The following is a 17,004-nucleotide window of genomic DNA, read 5'->3' as shown; positions in this document are numbered from 1 at the left end:
CACGCCCGCGAACACGGCGTTATTTCTCCTCGGCGAAGCCCCCGAAGAACAGCGCGACGAGCAGGTCGGTGAACTCGTCCGTCGTGTAGTCGTCGCGTCCCGGCCAGTGCATGCTCGCCCACAGTGTGTCCCGCACGGTGCGGTAGAAGACCTCGGCGGGAATGTCGGAGCGGAAGCTGCCGTCGGCGACACCGGCGGCGAGGGCGGTGAGCCAGTAGTCGCGCACCGTGCGTGACGGCGCGTCGACGACGTCGAGCAGGCCGTTGTCGCGCAGGTACTGCCGGTTCTGCTGGTAGATCGCGGTCGGGTGGGGATGTTCCTCGATCACGGCGAGAGTTTGTCGAATCAGGCCGCGCACCGTCTCGCGGGCACTCGTCGATGTCTCCACCACGCGCCGGAAGCGCTGGTCGATGTCGGCCATGAAGCCGCTGAGGATCTCGGCGACGATCGCATTCTTCGATGTGAAGAAGTGGTACAGGCTGCCGGAGAACACTCCTGCGCGTTCGCCGATGTCGCGGACCGTGGTGGGGGCGATCCCCTTGGTTGCGAAGAGTTCGGCCGCGAGCCGCATGATCTCGTCGCGTCGGTCCGACGTCATGGCCACTTCTCCTTCCGTTTCGCCCGTTCGGTTCGAGTTTTCTGCCGTCCGTTCCAACTGAGTGGGAACGGGCAGTTCCGGCGGGGCACCCGCGCCTACCGTACTGCACCAAGCGCTTGCTCAAGAAAGGTGGTGCGGACGTGCCGACGCTGGAACAGGAGTTGGAACGGGAGTTCGAACCGTACGTCGGGCGGGAGGCCGAGCCCGCCCGGGTGGCCCGGTACGCCGTCGACGAGGCGATGATCCGGAACTGGGTCGAGGCCCACGACGACTACAACCCCGTCTACGTCGACCGGGACGCGGCCCGCGCCACCGGACGACCGGACGTGGTGTGCCCGCCCGCGATGATCTCGACGTGGGTGATGGCCGGCTACCGGCGCTGGCGTGAGGTGCAGCGGCTGCGCGCCGAAGGACGGACCGAGGACTTCGCCTACTCCGAACTGATGACACTGCTGGACCGGCACGGCTTCACCTCCGTGGTCGCCACCAACGTCGAGCAGGACTACCACCGCGAACTCGTCCCGGGCGACCACGTCACCGCGCACTTCACGATCGAGTCGATCTCCCCGGTCAAACGCACCGGCCTGGGCCGCGGCTGCTTCGTCACCCTGCACAAGCGCTACGAGAACCAGCACGGCGAACTGCTCGTCGAGGAGCGATTCCGGTTGCTCCGCTTCGACCCGAACACCACCGAGGAGGCGTGATGACGGCCGTTCCCAGGCTGACTGTCACCCAGGACAACGAATTCTGGTTCGCCGCCGCCCGCGAGGGCCGGCTCGAGATCCAGCGCTGCAGCGACTGCGGCGCACTCCGGCATCCGCCGGGACCGGCGTGCCCGAAATGCCGTTCCTTCAAGTGGGACACCGTCGAGTCGTCGCGGCGGGGCACCCTGCACAGCTGGACCGTGATCCACCATCCGAAGGACCCGTCCTTCGACTATCCCCTCGCGGTCGGGCTGATCGACCTCGAGGAGGGCATCCGGATCGTCGCCGACATCGCTGGGGTCGAGCACGACCGGCTGCGGATCGGCATGGAGCTCGAGGTCGGCTTCGCCGAGCACGCACACGGCGAGATCCTGCCGCAGCTGCGCCTGCCGGGCGGAGGTGCCGCATGAGCCTGCCGGCCGTGTCCGTCGGCACCGAACTGCCGGTACTGGACCTACCGCTCGATCGCAGCACCATCGTCGCCACCGCGATCGCCTCCCAGGATTTCGAGGACGTGCACCACGATCCGGGCGCAGCCGAAAAGCGCGGCACGCCCGACATCTTCATGAGCATCAACTCGACGAACGGATTCGTCGACCGGTACATCACCGACTGGGCCGGGCCGACCGCCCGCATCCGCCGCGTCGCACTGCGGCTGGGCGTCCCCAACTTTCCCGGCGACACCATGCGTCTGACCGGGACGGTGACCCGCGTCGACGCCGGCGCGGTCACCGTCGAGGTGCTCGGCCGCAACGCCCGAGGAACGCACGTGACCGCCGAGGTCACCGTCGCACCGTACGAAGGACAGACACGATGAGCGGCAGGACAATTCCCGGCGGGGGCTTCGCCCGCAAGGCAGCGATCGCCGGTATCGGCGCCACCGAGTTCTCCAAGAACTCCGGGCGCAGCGAATGGCAGCTGGCCTGCGAGAGCGTGCTCGCCGCACTCGAGGACGCGCAGATCGGCGTCGAGGAGGTGGACGGCTTCGCGCTGTTCACGATGGAGACCAACCCGGAGATCGCGGTCGCACGCGCACTCGGCATCCCCGAATTGAAGTTCTTCAGCCGCATCCCGCACGGTGGCGGCGGCGCGTGCGCACCCGTGCAGCAGGCCGCGCTCGCCGTCGCGAGCGGCGTCGCCGACGTCGTGGTCGTCTACCGGGCCTTCAACGAACGCTCCGGCACCCGGTTCGGCGCCGGGCCGCCGCCGTTCGCCTACACGGCCAACACCGACCAGGAATACCGCAACTGGATCAACCCCTACGGGCTGCTCACTCCCGCCCAGCAGGAGGCGTTCCTCGCCCGGCGCTACATGCACAAGTACGGTGCGACCAGCGCCGACTTCGGCCGCATCTCCGTGCTCTCGCGCAAGCATGCCGCCGTCAACCCCAGGGCCTGGTTCTACGAGCGGCCCATCACCCTCGACGACCACCAGAACTCCCGGATGATCGCCGATCCGTTGCGGCTCCTCGACTGCTGCCAGGAGAGCGACGGCGGTCAGGCCCTGGTCATCGTCAGCACCGAGCGGGCCCGCGACCTGCCGCACCCGCCGGCCGTCGTCTCCGCCGCCGCGCAAGGCGTCGGACCCCAGCAGATCTCCATGAGCAGCTACTACCGCGAGGACATCGACGAGATGCCCGAGGTCGAGCTGGTGGCACGGCAGCTGTGGGATCAGGCCGGTATCGATCCGGACGACATCGACGCCGCGATCCTCTACGACGCGTTCACTCCGATGGTGTTGCTGCAACTCGAGGAGTACGGGTTCTGCGGCCGCGGCGAGGCCAAGGACTTCATCGCGGACGGCAACCTCGAACTCGGCGGCCGCCTGCCCGTCAACACCCACGGCGGCCAACTCGGCGAGGGATACATCCACGGCGTCAACGGAATCGCCGAGGGCGTGCGCCTGATCCGCGGCACGTCGGTGAACCAGCCCGGCAAGGACGTGGCGAACGTCCTGGTCACGGGCGGCTCCCCGGTGCCGCACAGCGCACTCGTGCTCTCCACCGACCACTGACCGACCACCCATTCAGAGGAAGTCCGAACATGACCGAACGCATCACCTATGCCCGCGCCACCCACGGCGAGGACGAAATCCGAGCGGTGGTCGACGTCCTGCGCAGCGGCCATCAGGGGCTGCGCATCGGCAAGAACGTCTTCGAGCTCGAACGCCGTATCCCCGAGCTGTCCGGGAAGCAGTACGGCGTGATGTGCAACTCCGGATCCTCCGGCCTGTACCTCGCCGTCGAGCTGCTCGACCTGCCGAAGGGCAGCGAGGTCATCACCTCGCCGCTGACCTTCTCCACCGACGTCGCGCCCCTCGTGCGTGCCGGCCTGACACCGGTCTTCGTCGACGTCGAACCGGACACGTTCAATGTCGACGTCGCCAAGATCGAGGCGATGGTCACCGACCGCACCAGCGCCGTGCTCATCCCGAACCTCGCCGGCAACTGCCCCGACTGGGACGCGATCCGGGCCGTCGCCGACCGGCACGGCCTGAAGGTCGTCGAGGACACCTGCGACACCCTCGGCGCACGGCTGCACGGCACCCCTACCGGTGCGCGCGCCGACCTGAGCGTCACCAGTTTCTCCATGGCCCACATCATCACGTGTGCCGGCACCGGCGGCATGGTCATGATGGACGACGAACAGACCCGTGATCGTGCACTTCTGCTGCGCCGCTGGGGACGTCGCTCCGAGCCGAACCTGTTCGGCAACGGCGGTGGACGCGTCTTCCGGGAGGACCTGGACGGGGTCGACTACGACAACGACTTCATCTTCGATCTGCTGCCGTGGAACTTCGAACCGTCCGAACTCGGCGCCGCCTACGGCGTCGTGCAGCTGAACAAGCTCGCGCAGAACTACGAGCGGCGCCGCAAGACCTTCGCGGAATTCACCGCCGCATACGGTGCCTACCCCGAATTCTTCCGCACGCCGGTCGAAACCGACGGCCTCGACACCGCCTGGCTGTGCTATCCCGTCACGGTCACCGCCGACGCCCCGTTCTCCCGCAGCGACCTGCAGGAGTTCGTCGAAGCGCAGGGCATCGACACGCGAACCGTGTGGAGCGGCAACATCACCCGCCATCCCATGATGGCCGGCGTCGAGCACCGCGTGCCGGACGAAGGCCTGCCCGAGGCCGATGCGGTGTTCGAGCGCGGCATGACGCTCGGCATGAGCCACGGGCTGTCCGACGAGGAAGTCACCCGCGTGACCGACGCGATCCACGCGTTCGCCGCGAAGTGGCGGTGATCGCCGTGCCGTCCCGTTTCACCGGCCGCAGCTTCGACGGTCTCGGCCTCGTCGACGAATTCGGGCTCGGCAACCGACAGTGGACCCGACCGGAGGTACCCGCATGAAACCCGTGATCGTCGATGCCGCACGCACTCCCTTCGGCAAGCGCGACGGCTGGATCTCCGGCCTGCACGCTGCCGAGCTGCTCGGTCTCGCGCAACGCGGCGTGCTCGACCGGCTCGGCCTCGACGTCGCCCTCGTCGAGCAGGCCGTCGGCGGGTGTGTCACCCCGATCGGCGAGCAGTTCGGCAACATCACCCGCACCGCGTGGATGCATGCCGGTCTGCCCTCCCACACCGGGACCACCACCATCGACGCCCAGTGCGGCACCGCGCTGCAGGCGGTGCATCTCGTCGCCGGGCAGATCGCGCTCGGCACCCTCGAGGTCGGCCTGGCGTGCGGCGTGGAACTGATGTCGCGCGTCCCGCTCACCTACAAGGTCGGCACCGGCGCCGGCACCCCGCGGCCGGCGTCGTGGTCGGTGGACACCCCCGACCAGTACACCGCGGCCGACCGCATCGCCCGGCACCGCGGCTTCGCCCGTGAGGACCTCGACGCGTTCGGCCTGCGGTCGCAGCAGCGGGCGCGCGCGGCCTGGGACGCCGGGTGGTTCGACCGGCAGATCATCCCCGTCGCCGTCCCGGGCGACGACGGCGGCACCACCGTCGCCCGGGACCAGGGACTGCGCGAGACCAGCCCGGAGGCGCTCGCGCGGTTGCGTCCCACGATCGAGGGCGGCCTGCACACCGCCGGCACCTCGTCGCAGGTGTCCGACGGGGCGAGCGCCGCAATCCTGATGTCCGAGGACAGGGCACGAGAACTCGGCGCGGCACCGCGGGCCCGGCTGCTCGCGCAGTGCGTCATCGGCGGCGACACCGAGTTCATGCTCGACGGTCCGGTGGCCGCGGCGCAGACGTTGTTCGACCGCACCGGGATGACGGTCGCCGACGTGGACCTGTTCGAGGTCAACGAAGCCTTCGCGGCCGTGCCGATGTCGTTCGCCGAGGTGCACAAGATCGACCCGGACGTGCTCAACGTCGGCGGCGGTGCCATCGCCCTCGGTCACCCGGCCGGCGCGACGGGAATCCGGCTGCTGGCCACCGCAATCGACGAGCTCGAACGGCGGGACCGGCAGGTCGCGATGATCGCCATCTGCGCGTCCGCCGCCACCACGTGCATGATCCTGGAACGGATGTAGGTCATGGCCATTGCACTCGACGCCGACCACCGCGACCTCGCCGACGCCGTCGCGGGGCTCGCCCGTCGGCACGCCCCGATCGAGCGCACCCGCGCCGCGTTCGCCGACCTGGCGGCCGGCAAGCGGCCGGAGCTCTGGGATGCGTGCGTCGCGCAGGGCCTGCACGCCCTGCACCTGCCCGAGGAGCACGGCGGCGGTGGGGCGGGACTGCCGGAACTCGCGGTCGTGGCCGAGCAGTTCGGCCGCGCCCTCGTTCCCGGCCCGTGGGTTCCGACCGTGCTGGCCGGGGCGTTGGTCGCCACCCTCCCGCCCGAGGGTCTCGTCGCGGACCTGCTGCGGCGGTTCGCCGAGGGCGCGACCGGCGCCGCCGTCACCACCCCCGGCCTCGTCGCGACCGCGTCGGGACAGGGATGGACGGTCACCGGTGTCTCCGAGCCGGTGCTCGGGTTACCGGGCGCCGACGAGGTGATCGTGCGCGCCACCGCCGACGGCGCACCCGTGTGGTTCCGGCTCCCACCCACCGCCGGGGAGATCGAGACCGCCGACGGCGTGGACCTCACCCGATCGGTGGGACGACTGCGACTGTCCGCAGCGGCGATCACACCCGAGCACCTGCTCCCGGCGATCGCCGACGACGACGTGCAGCTGATCGTCAACACCGTGCTCGGCGCCGAGGCCGCCGGAATCGCGGCGTGGGCGCTGGACACCGCCGTCGACCACGTCTGTAACCGCCACCAGTTCGGCCGACCCGTGGGCAGCTTCCAGGCCGTGCAGCACAAGGCCGCGATGATGCTGGTGCGCAGCGAGATCGCCCGTGCGGCGGCGTGGGACGCCGCCCGGTCGGTCGGGCAGGACCGGGAGCAGCAGCGTCTCGCGGCAGCGCAGGCGGGGCTGACGGCCGTCCCGGCGGCCGTGGACGTGGCGCTCGAATGCGTCACCCTGCTCGGCGGTATCGGATTCACCTGGGAACACGACGCGCACCTGTACTGGCGACGGGCACTGTCGATCGCCTCCGTCGCCGGTCCGGAGGACGTCTGGGCGCGCCGGCTCGGTGAGCTCGCGCTGTCCGGCGAGCGTGACTTCTCCTTCGTCGAAGCCGATGCGCTACCGGAGCTGCGTGCGCAGGTCGGTGCCGTCCTCGACGAAGTACGGGCACTGCCGGACGACGCGGTGCGCAGCGACGGCTGGGCGCCGGCACGCGGCGGGGCACGTCGTGCCCGGCTCGCCGAGGCCGGACTCGTCGCGCCGCACTATCCTCGGCCCTACGGCCTCGCGGCCGGACCGCAGGAACAGGCCGTGATCGCAGACGAATTCGCGCGCCGCGGCCTCGAACTGCCGACCACCGTCATCGGCGAGTGGGCCCTGCCCACCCTGTTGCGGCACGGCACCGAGGACCAGCAGCGGCGTTTCGTCACCCCCACCCTGCGCGGCGAGATCGTCTGGTGCCAGCTGTTCAGCGAGCCGGGCGCCGGCTCGGACCTCGCCGGGCTGTCCACCCGCGCCCGCAAGGTGGCCGGCGGCTGGGTCCTCACCGGACAGAAGGTGTGGAATTCGATGGCGCACGAGGCGGATTGGGGCATCTGCCTGGCTCGCACCGACCCCGATGCGCCCAAGCACGAGGGCATCTCGTACTTCCTCGTCGACATGCGCAGCGACGGGCTCGACGTGCGACCGCTGCGGCAGGCGACCGGGCGGGCGGAGTTCAACGAGGTGTTCTTCGACGACGTCTTCGTCCCCGACGACTGCCTGGTCTCGGAACCGGGGCAGGGCTGGCGCCTCGCGGTGACCACCCTCGCCAACGAACGGCTCAGCATGGGCGCACAGCTCGCGCACGGTGCGGCCGCACGGGTGCGCGACATCGTCGAGTCGGGCCGCTACGCCGCCGCCCGCGACGACGCACTGCGCGTCCTCGGCCGCAACACCGGCCGCGAGATGGCCCTGTCGGCGATGAACCTGCGCAGCGTGCTGCGCCGGTTGTCCGGTCTCGACGCCGGGGCGGAGATCAGCGTGCAGAAGGTCTTCAGTGCCCTCGCCCAACGCGACGGCTCGCGCGGGCTGGTCTCGCTGCTCGGTCCGCTCGGCGCCGCCGACGACGACGGACACATGCTCGACCACCTCGGTCTGCCCGCGGTGCTCTTCGGCGGCGGCACCATCGAGATCCAGCTGAACGTGATCGCCCGTCGCGTGCTGGGACTGCCGCGCTGACACCGACCACACCACATCCACCTGGAGGGGCTATGCACCCGGAACTGTCCGACGATTCACGTCGGCTCCGCACCGAATTACGCAACTACTTCGCCGAGATCATCGACGACGACGACCGGCGCGCCCTCGCCGACCAGACCGAGGGCGGACCCGTGTTCGACCGCATCCTGCGACGGATGGGCCGCGACGGGTGGCTCGGTCTCGGCTGGCCCACCGAATACGGCGGGCGGGGAGAGGATCCCGAGGCCCTGTACGTGTTCTACGACGAGGTGATCCGCGCCGGCGCACCGCTGTCGCTGGTCACTCTCAACACCGTCGCGCCGGCGCTGATGAAGCACGGGACCCAGGCGCAGAAGGACTTCTTCCTGCCGCCGATCCTGGCCGGTGAACTCATCTTCGCGATCGGCTACACCGAACCGAACGCGGGCACCGACCTCGCCTCGCTGCAGACCCGCGCCCGCATCGAGGGCGACGAACTGGTCATCAACGGCAACAAGATCTTCACCAGCGCCGGCGTCTACGCGGACTGGATCTGGCTGGCCGTCCGCACCGACCCGGACGCACCGCGGCACCAGGGCATCTCGGTGGTGCTGGTGCCGACGTCGGCGCCCGGGTTCTCGGTGACCGAGATCCACACCGTCGGTGGCATCAGCACCTCCGCCACCTACTACGACGACGTCCGCGTGCCGCTGACCAACGTCGTGGGCGAGCTGAACCAGGGCTGGGGCCTGATCACCAACCAGCTCAACCACGAGCGGGTCGCGCTCGCGGCCCGCGGTGGCATCGCGAACGAGCTGTACGACGCCGTGCTCGCCTGGGCGCAGTCCGAGCCCCTGGGCGCCGGGACCGTCTACGACCTGCCCTGGGTGCGCACCAATCTGGCGGAGACGTACGCACTGCTCAGCGCCGCCGATCTCGTCAACCTCCGGCTCGTCGCGGACGTCGCCGCGAACACGCTCGGCGGCGGAGACTCCGCCGCTGCCAAGATCTTCGGGACGGAGGCGGTCGTCACCGCCTACGGCAAGATGCAGGAGATCCTCGGCGTCCGTGGCCTGCTGCGGCCCGGCAGCCCCGGAGCCGTCGTCGAGGGGCGCGTCGAAACCCTGGCGCGCAGAGCCCAGAACAACACCTTCGGCGGCGGCACCAACGAAGTGATGCGCGAGATCGTCGCCGCCAAGTGCCTCGGCATGACGCTCGCCGCCCGTCGCCGCACCGACGCCCCCACCAGCACGAGGAGCTGACATGGATTTCGAACTCGACGAGGACCTGACGAGTGTGCAGGACCTGGCGTCCCAGCTCTTCCGGCAGCTCGCGCCGGTCGAGCGGGTCGTCGAGGTGGAGAAGAACGAGGGCGGCTTCGACGCGAAGCTGTGGAGCGCCCTGGCCGACGCCGGTCTGCTCGGCATCGCGGTGCCCGAGGAGTCCGGTGGCGCCGGGATGGGTCTGCTCGGCCTGATCACCGTGCTCGAGCAGGAGGGCCGGCACGTGGCGCCGGTGCCGCTGTGGTCGGTGACGGCGGCCGCGTCGGCGATCGTCCGGTTCGGCACGGCCGAGCAGGTCGAACGGCTGGTGCCCGGCATCGTGGACGGCTCCCGACCGGTCGTCGCCGCGTTCGACGCACCCTACGGTGAACTCACCTCGTTGTCGGCGGTGAGCAAGGGCGACGACCTGGTCGTCAGCGGAACCGTCGCCGGCGTGCCCGCCGCGGCCGTGGCCGCCGCCACGACCGTGCCGGTCCGGTGCGACGACGGATCGCTCGCCGTCGCAGTGGTACCGACCGGGGCGGACGGCGTCACGGTGGAACCGGTCGCCGCCACCGACCGCGGCAGCTTCGCCAACCTCCGGTTCGACGACGTCGTCGTGCCCGCGGCCGATCGTCTGCCGGGCGACGGCGCGGAGACGGTCGCCTGGGTGCGCCGCCGGATCCAGCTCGCGCTCGCGGCGGTGCAGCTGGGCGTGTGCGCGCAGGCGCTGCAGACGACGGCCGAATACACCTCGCAGCGAGTCCAGTTCGGTCGGCCGCTGTCGACCAATCAGGCCGTGGCGGTGCGCGCCGCCGACGCCTACCTCGACACCGAGGCGATCCGGCTCACCACCCGGCGGGCGGCGTGGCTGCTCGACGCCGGACGGGAGCAGGAGGCCGAATCCGCGGTCCTCGTCGCCAAATGGTGGGCGTCGCGAGGCGGTCTGCGGGTGGTGCACGCGACGCAGCACCTGCACGGCGGTATCGGAGCGGACGTGGACTACCCGATCCACCGCTACTTCCTGTGGGGACGGCAGCTGTGCTTCAGCCTCGGCGGTGCGGACGCCACCGCGGCCGAGCTGGGCGACGTCCTCGGGTCTGCACCCAGGATCGGGGCACCCGCATGACGCACCCCGGGCGCCCGACGCTCGTCACCGACGCCGGCATCGGCTCGGCGCTCACGCGCCGGATCGCCGGAGAGGACTCCCGATGACCCGCACCATCGATGTGCCCGCGGACCTGCGGGAGGCGTCCGCGGAACTCGTCGCCGCGACCCGCGCGCTGATGCTGGCCGCGGCGACCACGACGGCGGACGCCGAGACCGTCCGCGCCGCCCGCGCAACGATCGCCGAACTGGCCGAGACCCTCGGCGTGCGACCGCGCTCGCGGGTGCTGCGTCCCCCGTTCGACGGTCCGTCGCGGTCCCGGGACACGGGTGGGCGCGAGCCGTGGGCGCTGTTCACCCACAACCCGATGGGCATTCCGCTCGAGATCCACTTCGGCGCGGACGAGGCGCGGGCCCGGCTGGTCGCGAACGCCCTGCACGAGGGTCCGCCCGACAGCGTGCACGGCGGGTTCAGCGCTCACCTGCTGGACTGCATGCTCGGCACCCTCATGCAGGCCCGGGGCAGCCGTTCGCTGACGGCGTCGCTCGACCTGCGCTACCTGCGCCGCACGCCGCTCGACGAGCCGCTGGATCTGTATTCGCGGATCGTCGAGACCGAGGGCCGGAAGACCGTCGCCGAGGGCTGGATCGAATGCCGCGGTGAGCGCACGGTCGAGGCGCGGGGAGTGTTCGTCCGCGTCGAGGAATGACCGGTTCCGTCGACGGAACAGCATGCAGGAAAAGTGAATTCGCGGCGCGCCGGACGACGTCCGGCGCGCCGTCGCGTTCTAGTTCGCGACACCCACACGTGTTCGGTGCGCCAGGCGGGTCCGCGCGGTGGAACCGGAGCGGCCGGGGGTGAGCATCCGCGAGGTGCGGCGTGCGGCGGCCCAGACCATCGGTGCGATGTGGGCGAGTTCGACCGTTCCGCGGCACGCCACCGAGATCGCGCCCACGACGCCGTCGGGGCCGACGACCGGTGCGGCGACCGCGCTGATGGACATGGGGCACGAGTGGCCGGGCACGAACGCGAGGCCCTGCCGCTGGCGCACCCGGTTCAGACGGTCGTGCAGTGCCGACAGATCGGTGCGGGACCGGACGTGCGGCCCGGCCGTCATGAGAGCGTCGACCCGCTCCGGCTCGAGGCCGGCGAGCAGTGCCCTTCCACTGACGGTGCTCTCGGCCGGAAGCCGGGCCGCGACCTGGGAAGGGATGCCCGCGCTGGCCGCGCCCCCGATCCGGTCGAGAAAGTATACGGACGAGCCTTCCAGCACCGTCAGGTGCGCGACCTCGCCGGTGCCGATCTGCAGGTCGTTGAGCATCCCCGCGGCCGCGGCGCGCAGCTGTGAGTAGTCCCGGGGCCGAGCCATCGTCTGCATCCGCAGCCCGGGTCCGTATCCGCGGGAGTCGTGTTCGACCCAGTGGAGGTCGACGAGCTGGGTCAGCAGGCGGAAGACGGTCGAGCGGGGCAGTCCGGTGGCGGCCGTGATCTCCTCGAGGAACATCCGGTCGGGACCGGATGTGAACACGTCGAGGATCTGGGTGAACCGCTCCGCCACGCTGGGGCGCTGCTCACGCGGCATGTCCGACACCGGAATCGAGTCACTACGCATCACAGTCAATGTCTGACCTCCTTCGGCTCACGTTACCTAGCACTTGCTTGGTGCGCTACGCGGGCCGGCGCGGCGGCGCCGCCGGATGACGATCGGTGCCGTCACGAGAGCTTGGTACGCACGCCGGTGGTGTCCAGGGCTGCGACGCTGCGGGCGGAGAACGTCCGGTCGGCGGGGCGGTCGGCGAAGTACCCGGAGACCTGCGCGTCGAGTTCGTCGAGGGTGAAGACCCCGGAGCCGGCGGTGAATCGATTCTCCACCGTCGGGGGAGCCATCAGCGCCACCATGTCGCCGTAGACGACGAAGACCTGACCGTTCACGCGGCTCGCCGCCGGACACGCCAGGTAGGCCACGAAGGTCGCCACCCGCTCGGGGGCCAGGATGTCGACGGCCGATCCGGACGGGTCTTCGTCGAAGACGTGCGCGGTCATCTCCGTGCGCGCCCTCGGCGCGATCGCGTTGGCGGTCACCCCGTACCGGGAAAGTCCGTGCGCGGCTGCCAGGGTGAGAGCGACGATTCCGGACTTGGCGGCGGCGTAGTTCGATTGCCCCGCCCCGCCGAAGAGGAACGCCTCCGAGGTGGTGTTGATCAGCCGCCCGTACACCGGGGAGCCCGACGATTTCGACTCCGCACGCCAGTATCTCGCCGCCGCGGTGGTCAGCGCCGCGTGCCCCTTCAGATGCACGCGGATCACGTCGTCCCACTTCTCCTCGGTCATGTTGACCAGCATCGCGTCGCGGATGATGCCCGCGTTGTTCACCACGACGTCGAGGCTGCCGAACTGTTCGACGGCCGCGTCGACGAGGCGGTCGCCGATCGACCAGGCTCCGACGTCACCTTCGACGGCGATCGCCCTGCCGCCGCGCGCCTCGATCTCGGTGACGACGGTGTGTGCAGCAGCTCCGATGTCGTTGACTACGACGGCTGCGCCCCGTTCGGCGAGTGCGAGCGCCTCGGCCCGGCCCAGGCCGGACCCGGCTCCCGTCACCACGGCCGTGCGGCCGGTCAGGTCGGTGTCGCTCACAACGTCTCCTCGTTTCGGTGGATGCCGGTCCCACGGGCCGGTGCGACGGGTCCGCGCAGGTGCGGACTGTTCCTGCAGCGTGGTCCACCCCGCGGCGACCGATCCTGCCGCTCGGTCGGCAGAATAGAATCAGATTCTTTTTCTGTCGAGGAAGGGATCGGTCCCGACTCACCGATACAGAAGTGGTTCAGCTGCATATTCCATGTATACGACGACGAATAAAAGAACGTGATTCTATTCCGCTGACCGGGACCTGGGGGCGGGATCATGCTCGCTCTACCGACGCTCCACACGGGCGCTCGACGCGGCTACGGCGACCGGTCCGCCCTCTGTGACCCTGTCGTCGCTGCCGCGGGGCCGCGCTAGTCTGCGCAGGTGAGTTCCGCAGCCGCCGGTGTACCCATGAGCCCGGACGACATGACCCCCGCACAACTGCGGCGACGCAGCCGGATCACCGAGACCGTCGTCGAGATGCTCGAGGAGACGAGTCCCGACAGCATCCAGATGCGGGACGTGGCCGAGCGTTCCGGGGTGGCGCTCGGCACCCTGTACCGATACTTCCCGGCCAAGCCGCAACTGCTCGCCGCCGCGATGGCGGCATGGAACGACCGCCTGTCGCAGCGGCTCGCCGCCGAGCGCCGGCGCCGCCCCGACCGCGACGCCCGGGCGGGGGATGTGGTGGAGCGCGTCGTCCGGTTGTACGGGCGGCAGATGAAGGCGTTCCAACGGGGCCCGTACTTCGCCCGCCTGGAGGTCGAGCTGCAGACCTGCAGGGATCCGTATGTGGTGGAGACACTGGTCGAGCGGTCGGCGGTCAACCGCTCGGCCGTCCTCGAAGCGATGGAGGGAATTCCGGCCGAGCGGGCACGGCTGGCCTCGCTGGCGATCGGCAGCACCATGCTCAATTCGCTGGTCCTGTGGACGACGGATCGCATCAGATTCGCCGAGGCGCTGCGCAACGTCGAGGACGTGTGCCGGCTGGTACTGAGCGATCGTCCCGCCTCGAGCTGACGGCTGCCCATCGAGGGCGACGGATCACGTTGCGAGGCACAGTCTCACGCGTCCGGACCCGATTGCCTCCGTACCTCCGTCGGGTCTCCGTCACCGCGTGTCTCCGCGGCCGGGGTGCGCCGGTGCTGCATCAGGTGTTCCCCGGCGAAGAGGGCGAAACCCGCAGTGGGGAAGACCGCTCCGAGGACGCACACCGCGAGCCATCCGCCGGTGAGGTAGGCGGCCGTGGACAGCGCGCTGCCGAGGGCGCCGGCCAGAAAGTAGGACGTCATGTACGCGGTGTTGAGGCGGCTGCGGGCGTCGGGCCGCAACGGCTGGATCAGGCTCTGGTTGCTGATGTGCGTTCCCTGGATACCCAGGTCCAGCAGGGCGACGCCCACCGCGAGTGCCAGCACGTGGTGTTCGCCGAAGGCGAGGAACACGAAGCTGACCGCGGTGACCGCGACGAACAGACCCGTCTGCCGGCGGGCGTAGCCGCGGTCGGCGAAGATGCCGGCCGTCCGTGCTGCCAGCGCGCCGGCGACCCCGACGAGGGTGAAGATCCCGATGCGGGCCTCGGACCACCCGTACCCCGGCCCGGCCAGCAGGAAGCCGACGCTGGTCCAGAACACCCCGAACGAGGCGTAGGTCAGGGCACCGTAGGCGATCCGGCTGCGGAGCACCGCTTCGTCGCGGATCAAGTGCACCACCGAGGCGAGCACCGTGCGGTAGCCGGCGGTGGTCGCCGGGGGCAGGACCGGAAGGGTCCGCACCAGCAGCACGGTGCAGAGCATCAGCACCGCGGCCAGCACGAACACCGCTCGCCACCCGGCGATCTCGGCCACCAGGCCCGCCACGACGCGGGAGAGGAGAATGCCGAGCAGCAGGCCGGTCATCACGTTTCCGATCACACGTCCGCGTTCGTCGTCCCGGGCCAGGGATGCGGCGAACGGGACGAGGATCTGGCCGACGACCGATCCGGTGCTGACGAGCACGGCCGTGACTGCGAGGATCTGCCAGCTCGGTGCCCAGGCCATGACCAGCAGGCCGGCGGCGGTGAGCACGAGCATGCGTCGCAGCAGCCGCCGCCGTTCGACCATGTCGCCCAGCGGCACCAGCAGCGCCAGACCGGCGGCGTACCCGATCTGGCCCGCGGTGACCACCCATCCGACCTGTGTGGTGGAGGCGTCGAGGCTGTCGGCGACGGCGCCGACGAGCGGCTGGGCGTAGTAGCTGTTGGCCACAACTGATATGTAGAGAAGTTTGTCAAGAGGGCAAGGTGAGGCGCCGTCGGGGAGCGACCCCGACGGCGCCTCGTTGCTTCGCCCTCATGTCTGCGTGGTGAGCGTGTCGATAATGCGACGCGCGGTCAGACTGATATACGCGGGTTGGATACCGCAGGACGGGATTTCGGCTGGATCGCATCCGCGTGTCTAGGATCGAGCGTCGGTCTCTCGGGGCCTGCTCATAGCTGTTTCGCGGGTCGATCCACGCGCTGCCACCACCGAACCCATGGGACGAAGTCCATCAGGTGGGCTCTAGCAATCCATCACCGCCAGCGACCAGCACCAACCCGCCAGTTCCCGGGCGATCGCCGCATTCGCGACGACGGGTCGTTTACGGCGTTCGAGGAAGCCCACCCACCGCTGATGCAACCGACGATTACCTTCATCGCCCCTGGCACGGGCCGCAGCCGGCGCCCGGTCCCACCGCGACCGCATCACCGCCCCGATCCGGTATCGCGGTCGGTGATGCCAGGCCGCTTCCACCAGGAGCCGCCGGGCATGGGTGTTGCCGGTCTTGGTGATCGCCCCCTGGACTCGGGACGACCCCGAGGAGTACTCCGCGGGAACCAGCCCGACGAACGAGCCGATAGTGTTGCCGGTGAACCGATCCCAGTCCCCGATCTCCACCGCCAGACCGAACCCGGTCAAGATGGATACTCCACGCAGACAGCACATCCGGCGCACGACCGGAGTGAATTCACTCGCCGTGGCCATCTCTTCGATCGCCGCATCGAGTCGCCGGCGCCGGGCCTGCATGGTGAGCACATGGTCGTAGTCGGCGTCGAACGCCATCCGCGTCGCCGGCCAAGTCAGCTGCGGTGCGGCCTCGGTGCGCAGCCAGCGGTCGTGCGCACCGGTCCACGCCTGTCCGCCGTAGTAGACGATGCCGTGCCGCAAGAGCAGTTTCGACAGGCGGTGACGGGCTCGCATCAGATCTCCGCGGCAGTCCTCCCGGGCTCGCACCAGATCGCGGGCCGCTTCCTGATCCACGGTGGGGATCGCCACCGAGGTGATCTCGTCGAGTCGTAGCAAGCGGGCTAGGTGCAGAGCGTCGCGGGCGTCGGTCTTGACCCGGTCCCCGGCCGGTTTCTGCAGCTTCGATGGGGCGGCGACCTCGCACCGCACCTGCGCGTCGGTCAACGCTCGATACAGTCCGAAGCCGGTCGGTCCGGCCTCGTAGGTCACTGCCGCCGGGCCGGGGAGGTCCGCGATCCAGGATCGGATGTGGTCGTAGGAGGGCGTCAGTTTGGTTTGGAACACTTCGCCGGTGACGCTGTCGATGGCTGCTGCCGCGACCGAACGTGCGTGCACGTCCAGTCCAATGCTCGTACGCTCGGTAAACACCGGGGCCTCCCACAATTGTCGGATAGGCCGGACAGACGGGTTCGTCTGCTCGGTAACCCACGAATCTTGTGCGTGAGGTCTCGGGCCACAGCCACCGGCCCACAGTCATCGGGGGGTGTCCCTCGATCATCGCTTCACCCGCCTGTGCAGGAGACTCGATGTCAACGTGGAGCACGCGCAGCGCAGCGAGCATGAACGACGTTGACCTCGGCCCTGCGCGGGCGCACCCTGATCGGACCGAGGGGACACTCCTCAGTCCCCGAGGAGGCAAGGTCACGCCAAGTCGTGAGTCACTCCATATCGTCTAGGCCGGAGGCCAGGGCCATCGCGACGACGAGCCGGCGGGGCATGCGCGTGGTCGGGGTGTCGGCGGTCGGGGCGCCGGTGGACGGGGACTGCATGG

At 70.0% G+C, this 17,004-nt stretch carries 16 protein-coding genes; 11 read left to right on the top strand and 5 right to left on the bottom strand.

Translation table 11 applies throughout. The features are described 5' to 3' along the window. Window positions 1-19: 19 nt before the first annotated feature. Window positions 20-598: a TetR/AcrR family transcriptional regulator gene (locus tag AC2IPW_RS23660; RefSeq protein ID WP_054372629.1), complete on the bottom strand. Its 579-nt coding sequence runs from the start codon at window positions 596-598 to the stop codon at window positions 20-22. 140 nt (window positions 599-738) lie between these two features. Here AC2IPW_RS23660 and AC2IPW_RS23655 point away from each other — a divergent pair, with 140 nt between their 5' ends. The 10 genes from AC2IPW_RS23655 (at window position 739) to AC2IPW_RS23610 (ending at window position 11,053) form a co-directional block, all read left to right on the top strand. Continuing rightward, window positions 739-1,302 (top strand): FAS1-like dehydratase domain-containing protein, encoded by a 564-nt coding sequence (locus AC2IPW_RS23655; protein WP_486375829.1) that lies wholly within the window; start codon window positions 739-741, stop codon window positions 1,300-1,302. Further along, window positions 1,302-1,712 carry a Zn-ribbon domain-containing OB-fold protein gene (locus AC2IPW_RS23650; RefSeq protein WP_003938762.1) on the top strand — a complete coding sequence of 137 codons (411 nt, stop codon included), beginning with the start codon at window positions 1,302-1,304 and terminating at the stop codon, window positions 1,710-1,712. The genes AC2IPW_RS23655 and AC2IPW_RS23650 overlap by 1 nt, the downstream gene beginning before the upstream one ends. Further along, on the top strand, window positions 1,709-2,119 hold the full coding sequence (locus tag AC2IPW_RS23645; RefSeq protein ID WP_003938761.1) for a hotdog family protein: 411 nt from the start codon (window positions 1,709-1,711) through the stop codon (window positions 2,117-2,119). The genes AC2IPW_RS23650 and AC2IPW_RS23645 overlap by 4 nt, the downstream gene beginning before the upstream one ends. Continuing rightward, window positions 2,116-3,315, top strand: coding sequence for a lipid-transfer protein (locus AC2IPW_RS23640; protein ID WP_486375828.1), 1,200 nt, complete (start codon window positions 2,116-2,118; stop codon window positions 3,313-3,315). Before AC2IPW_RS23645 ends, AC2IPW_RS23640 begins: the two co-directional genes overlap by 4 nt. A 29-nt stretch (window positions 3,316-3,344) precedes the next feature. After that, window positions 3,345-4,550: a DegT/DnrJ/EryC1/StrS family aminotransferase gene (locus tag AC2IPW_RS23635; RefSeq protein WP_054372626.1), complete on the top strand. Its 1,206-nt coding sequence runs from the start codon at window positions 3,345-3,347 to the stop codon at window positions 4,548-4,550. A 103-nt stretch (window positions 4,551-4,653) separates the two neighbouring features. Then, window positions 4,654-5,790: a steroid 3-ketoacyl-CoA thiolase gene (locus AC2IPW_RS23630; RefSeq protein ID WP_486375827.1), complete on the top strand. Its 1,137-nt coding sequence runs from the start codon at window positions 4,654-4,656 to the stop codon at window positions 5,788-5,790. Window positions 5,791-5,793: 3 nt separating this feature from the next. After that, window positions 5,794-7,995 (top strand): acyl-CoA dehydrogenase family protein, encoded by a 2,202-nt coding sequence (locus tag AC2IPW_RS23625; protein WP_486375826.1) that lies wholly within the window; start codon window positions 5,794-5,796, stop codon window positions 7,993-7,995. 32 nt (window positions 7,996-8,027) lie between these two features. Further along, window positions 8,028-9,236 carry an acyl-CoA dehydrogenase family protein gene (locus AC2IPW_RS23620; RefSeq protein WP_486375825.1) on the top strand — a complete coding sequence of 403 codons (1,209 nt, stop codon included), beginning with the start codon at window positions 8,028-8,030 and terminating at the stop codon, window positions 9,234-9,236. A 1-nt stretch (window position 9,237) separates the two neighbouring features. Further along, entirely contained in the window at window positions 9,238-10,365 is a 1,128-nt protein-coding gene (locus AC2IPW_RS23615) for an acyl-CoA dehydrogenase family protein (RefSeq protein WP_486375824.1), read from the top strand. Window positions 10,366-10,447: 82 nt separating this feature from the next. Further along, window positions 10,448-11,053 carry a PaaI family thioesterase gene (locus tag AC2IPW_RS23610; RefSeq protein WP_289378027.1) on the top strand — a complete coding sequence of 202 codons (606 nt, stop codon included), beginning with the start codon at window positions 10,448-10,450 and terminating at the stop codon, window positions 11,051-11,053. 78 nt (window positions 11,054-11,131) lie between these two features. Here the strand turns inward: AC2IPW_RS23610 and AC2IPW_RS23605 are convergent, their stop codons facing one another. Further along, window positions 11,132-11,956: an IclR family transcriptional regulator gene (locus tag AC2IPW_RS23605; protein ID WP_486377059.1), complete on the bottom strand. Its 825-nt coding sequence runs from the start codon at window positions 11,954-11,956 to the stop codon at window positions 11,132-11,134. Between the two features lie 101 nt (window positions 11,957-12,057). Beyond that, window positions 12,058-12,981, bottom strand: coding sequence for a 3-oxoacyl-ACP reductase (locus tag AC2IPW_RS23600; protein WP_486375823.1), 924 nt, complete (start codon window positions 12,979-12,981; stop codon window positions 12,058-12,060). A gap of 417 nt (window positions 12,982-13,398) precedes the next feature. On the opposite strand from AC2IPW_RS23600, the gene AC2IPW_RS23595 reads away from it, so the two are divergent. Then, window positions 13,399-13,992 carry a TetR family transcriptional regulator gene (locus AC2IPW_RS23595; protein WP_081005181.1) on the top strand — a complete coding sequence of 198 codons (594 nt, stop codon included), beginning with the start codon at window positions 13,399-13,401 and terminating at the stop codon, window positions 13,990-13,992. A 44-nt stretch (window positions 13,993-14,036) separates the two neighbouring features. On the opposite strand, the gene AC2IPW_RS23590 is transcribed toward AC2IPW_RS23595, so the two are convergent. Further along, on the bottom strand, window positions 14,037-15,224 hold the full coding sequence (locus AC2IPW_RS23590; protein WP_486377058.1) for an MFS transporter: 1,188 nt from the start codon (window positions 15,222-15,224) through the stop codon (window positions 14,037-14,039). A gap of 285 nt (window positions 15,225-15,509) precedes the next feature. Beyond that, the gene (locus AC2IPW_RS23585) at window positions 15,510-16,601 is read right to left on the bottom strand and encodes an IS110 family RNA-guided transposase (RefSeq protein WP_486375622.1); all 1,092 of its coding nucleotides are present in this window, start codon (window positions 16,599-16,601) and stop codon (window positions 15,510-15,512) included. Window positions 16,602-17,004 lie beyond the last annotated feature (403 nt).

Source organism: Rhodococcus sp. NS-SX18, from assembly GCF_057367935.1.
This window is presented reverse-complemented; position numbering and strand designations above follow the sequence as displayed.

What these genes read in the sequence shown, in the direction of transcription:
- AC2IPW_RS23660 (WP_054372629.1), bottom strand. Translation starts at nt 598, where the DNA reads ATGACGTCGGACCGACGCGACGAGATCATGCGGCTCGCGGCCGAACTC.
- AC2IPW_RS23650 (WP_003938762.1), top strand. Translation starts at nt 1,302, where the DNA reads ATGACGGCCGTTCCCAGGCTGACTGTCACCCAGGACAACGAATTCTGG.
- AC2IPW_RS23645 (WP_003938761.1), top strand. Translation starts at nt 1,709, where the DNA reads ATGAGCCTGCCGGCCGTGTCCGTCGGCACCGAACTGCCGGTACTGGAC.
- AC2IPW_RS23640 (WP_486375828.1), top strand. Translation starts at nt 2,116, where the DNA reads ATGAGCGGCAGGACAATTCCCGGCGGGGGCTTCGCCCGCAAGGCAGCG.
- AC2IPW_RS23635 (WP_054372626.1), top strand. Translation starts at nt 3,345, where the DNA reads ATGACCGAACGCATCACCTATGCCCGCGCCACCCACGGCGAGGACGAA.
- AC2IPW_RS23630 (WP_486375827.1), top strand. Translation starts at nt 4,654, where the DNA reads ATGAAACCCGTGATCGTCGATGCCGCACGCACTCCCTTCGGCAAGCGC.
- AC2IPW_RS23625 (WP_486375826.1), top strand. Translation starts at nt 5,794, where the DNA reads ATGGCCATTGCACTCGACGCCGACCACCGCGACCTCGCCGACGCCGTC.
- AC2IPW_RS23620 (WP_486375825.1), top strand. Translation starts at nt 8,028, where the DNA reads ATGCACCCGGAACTGTCCGACGATTCACGTCGGCTCCGCACCGAATTA.
- AC2IPW_RS23615 (WP_486375824.1), top strand. Translation starts at nt 9,238, where the DNA reads ATGGATTTCGAACTCGACGAGGACCTGACGAGTGTGCAGGACCTGGCG.
- AC2IPW_RS23610 (WP_289378027.1), top strand. Translation starts at nt 10,448, where the DNA reads ATGACCCGCACCATCGATGTGCCCGCGGACCTGCGGGAGGCGTCCGCG.
- AC2IPW_RS23605 (WP_486377059.1), bottom strand. Translation starts at nt 11,956, where the DNA reads ATGCGTAGTGACTCGATTCCGGTGTCGGACATGCCGCGTGAGCAGCGC.
- AC2IPW_RS23595 (WP_081005181.1), top strand. Translation starts at nt 13,399, where the DNA reads ATGACCCCCGCACAACTGCGGCGACGCAGCCGGATCACCGAGACCGTC.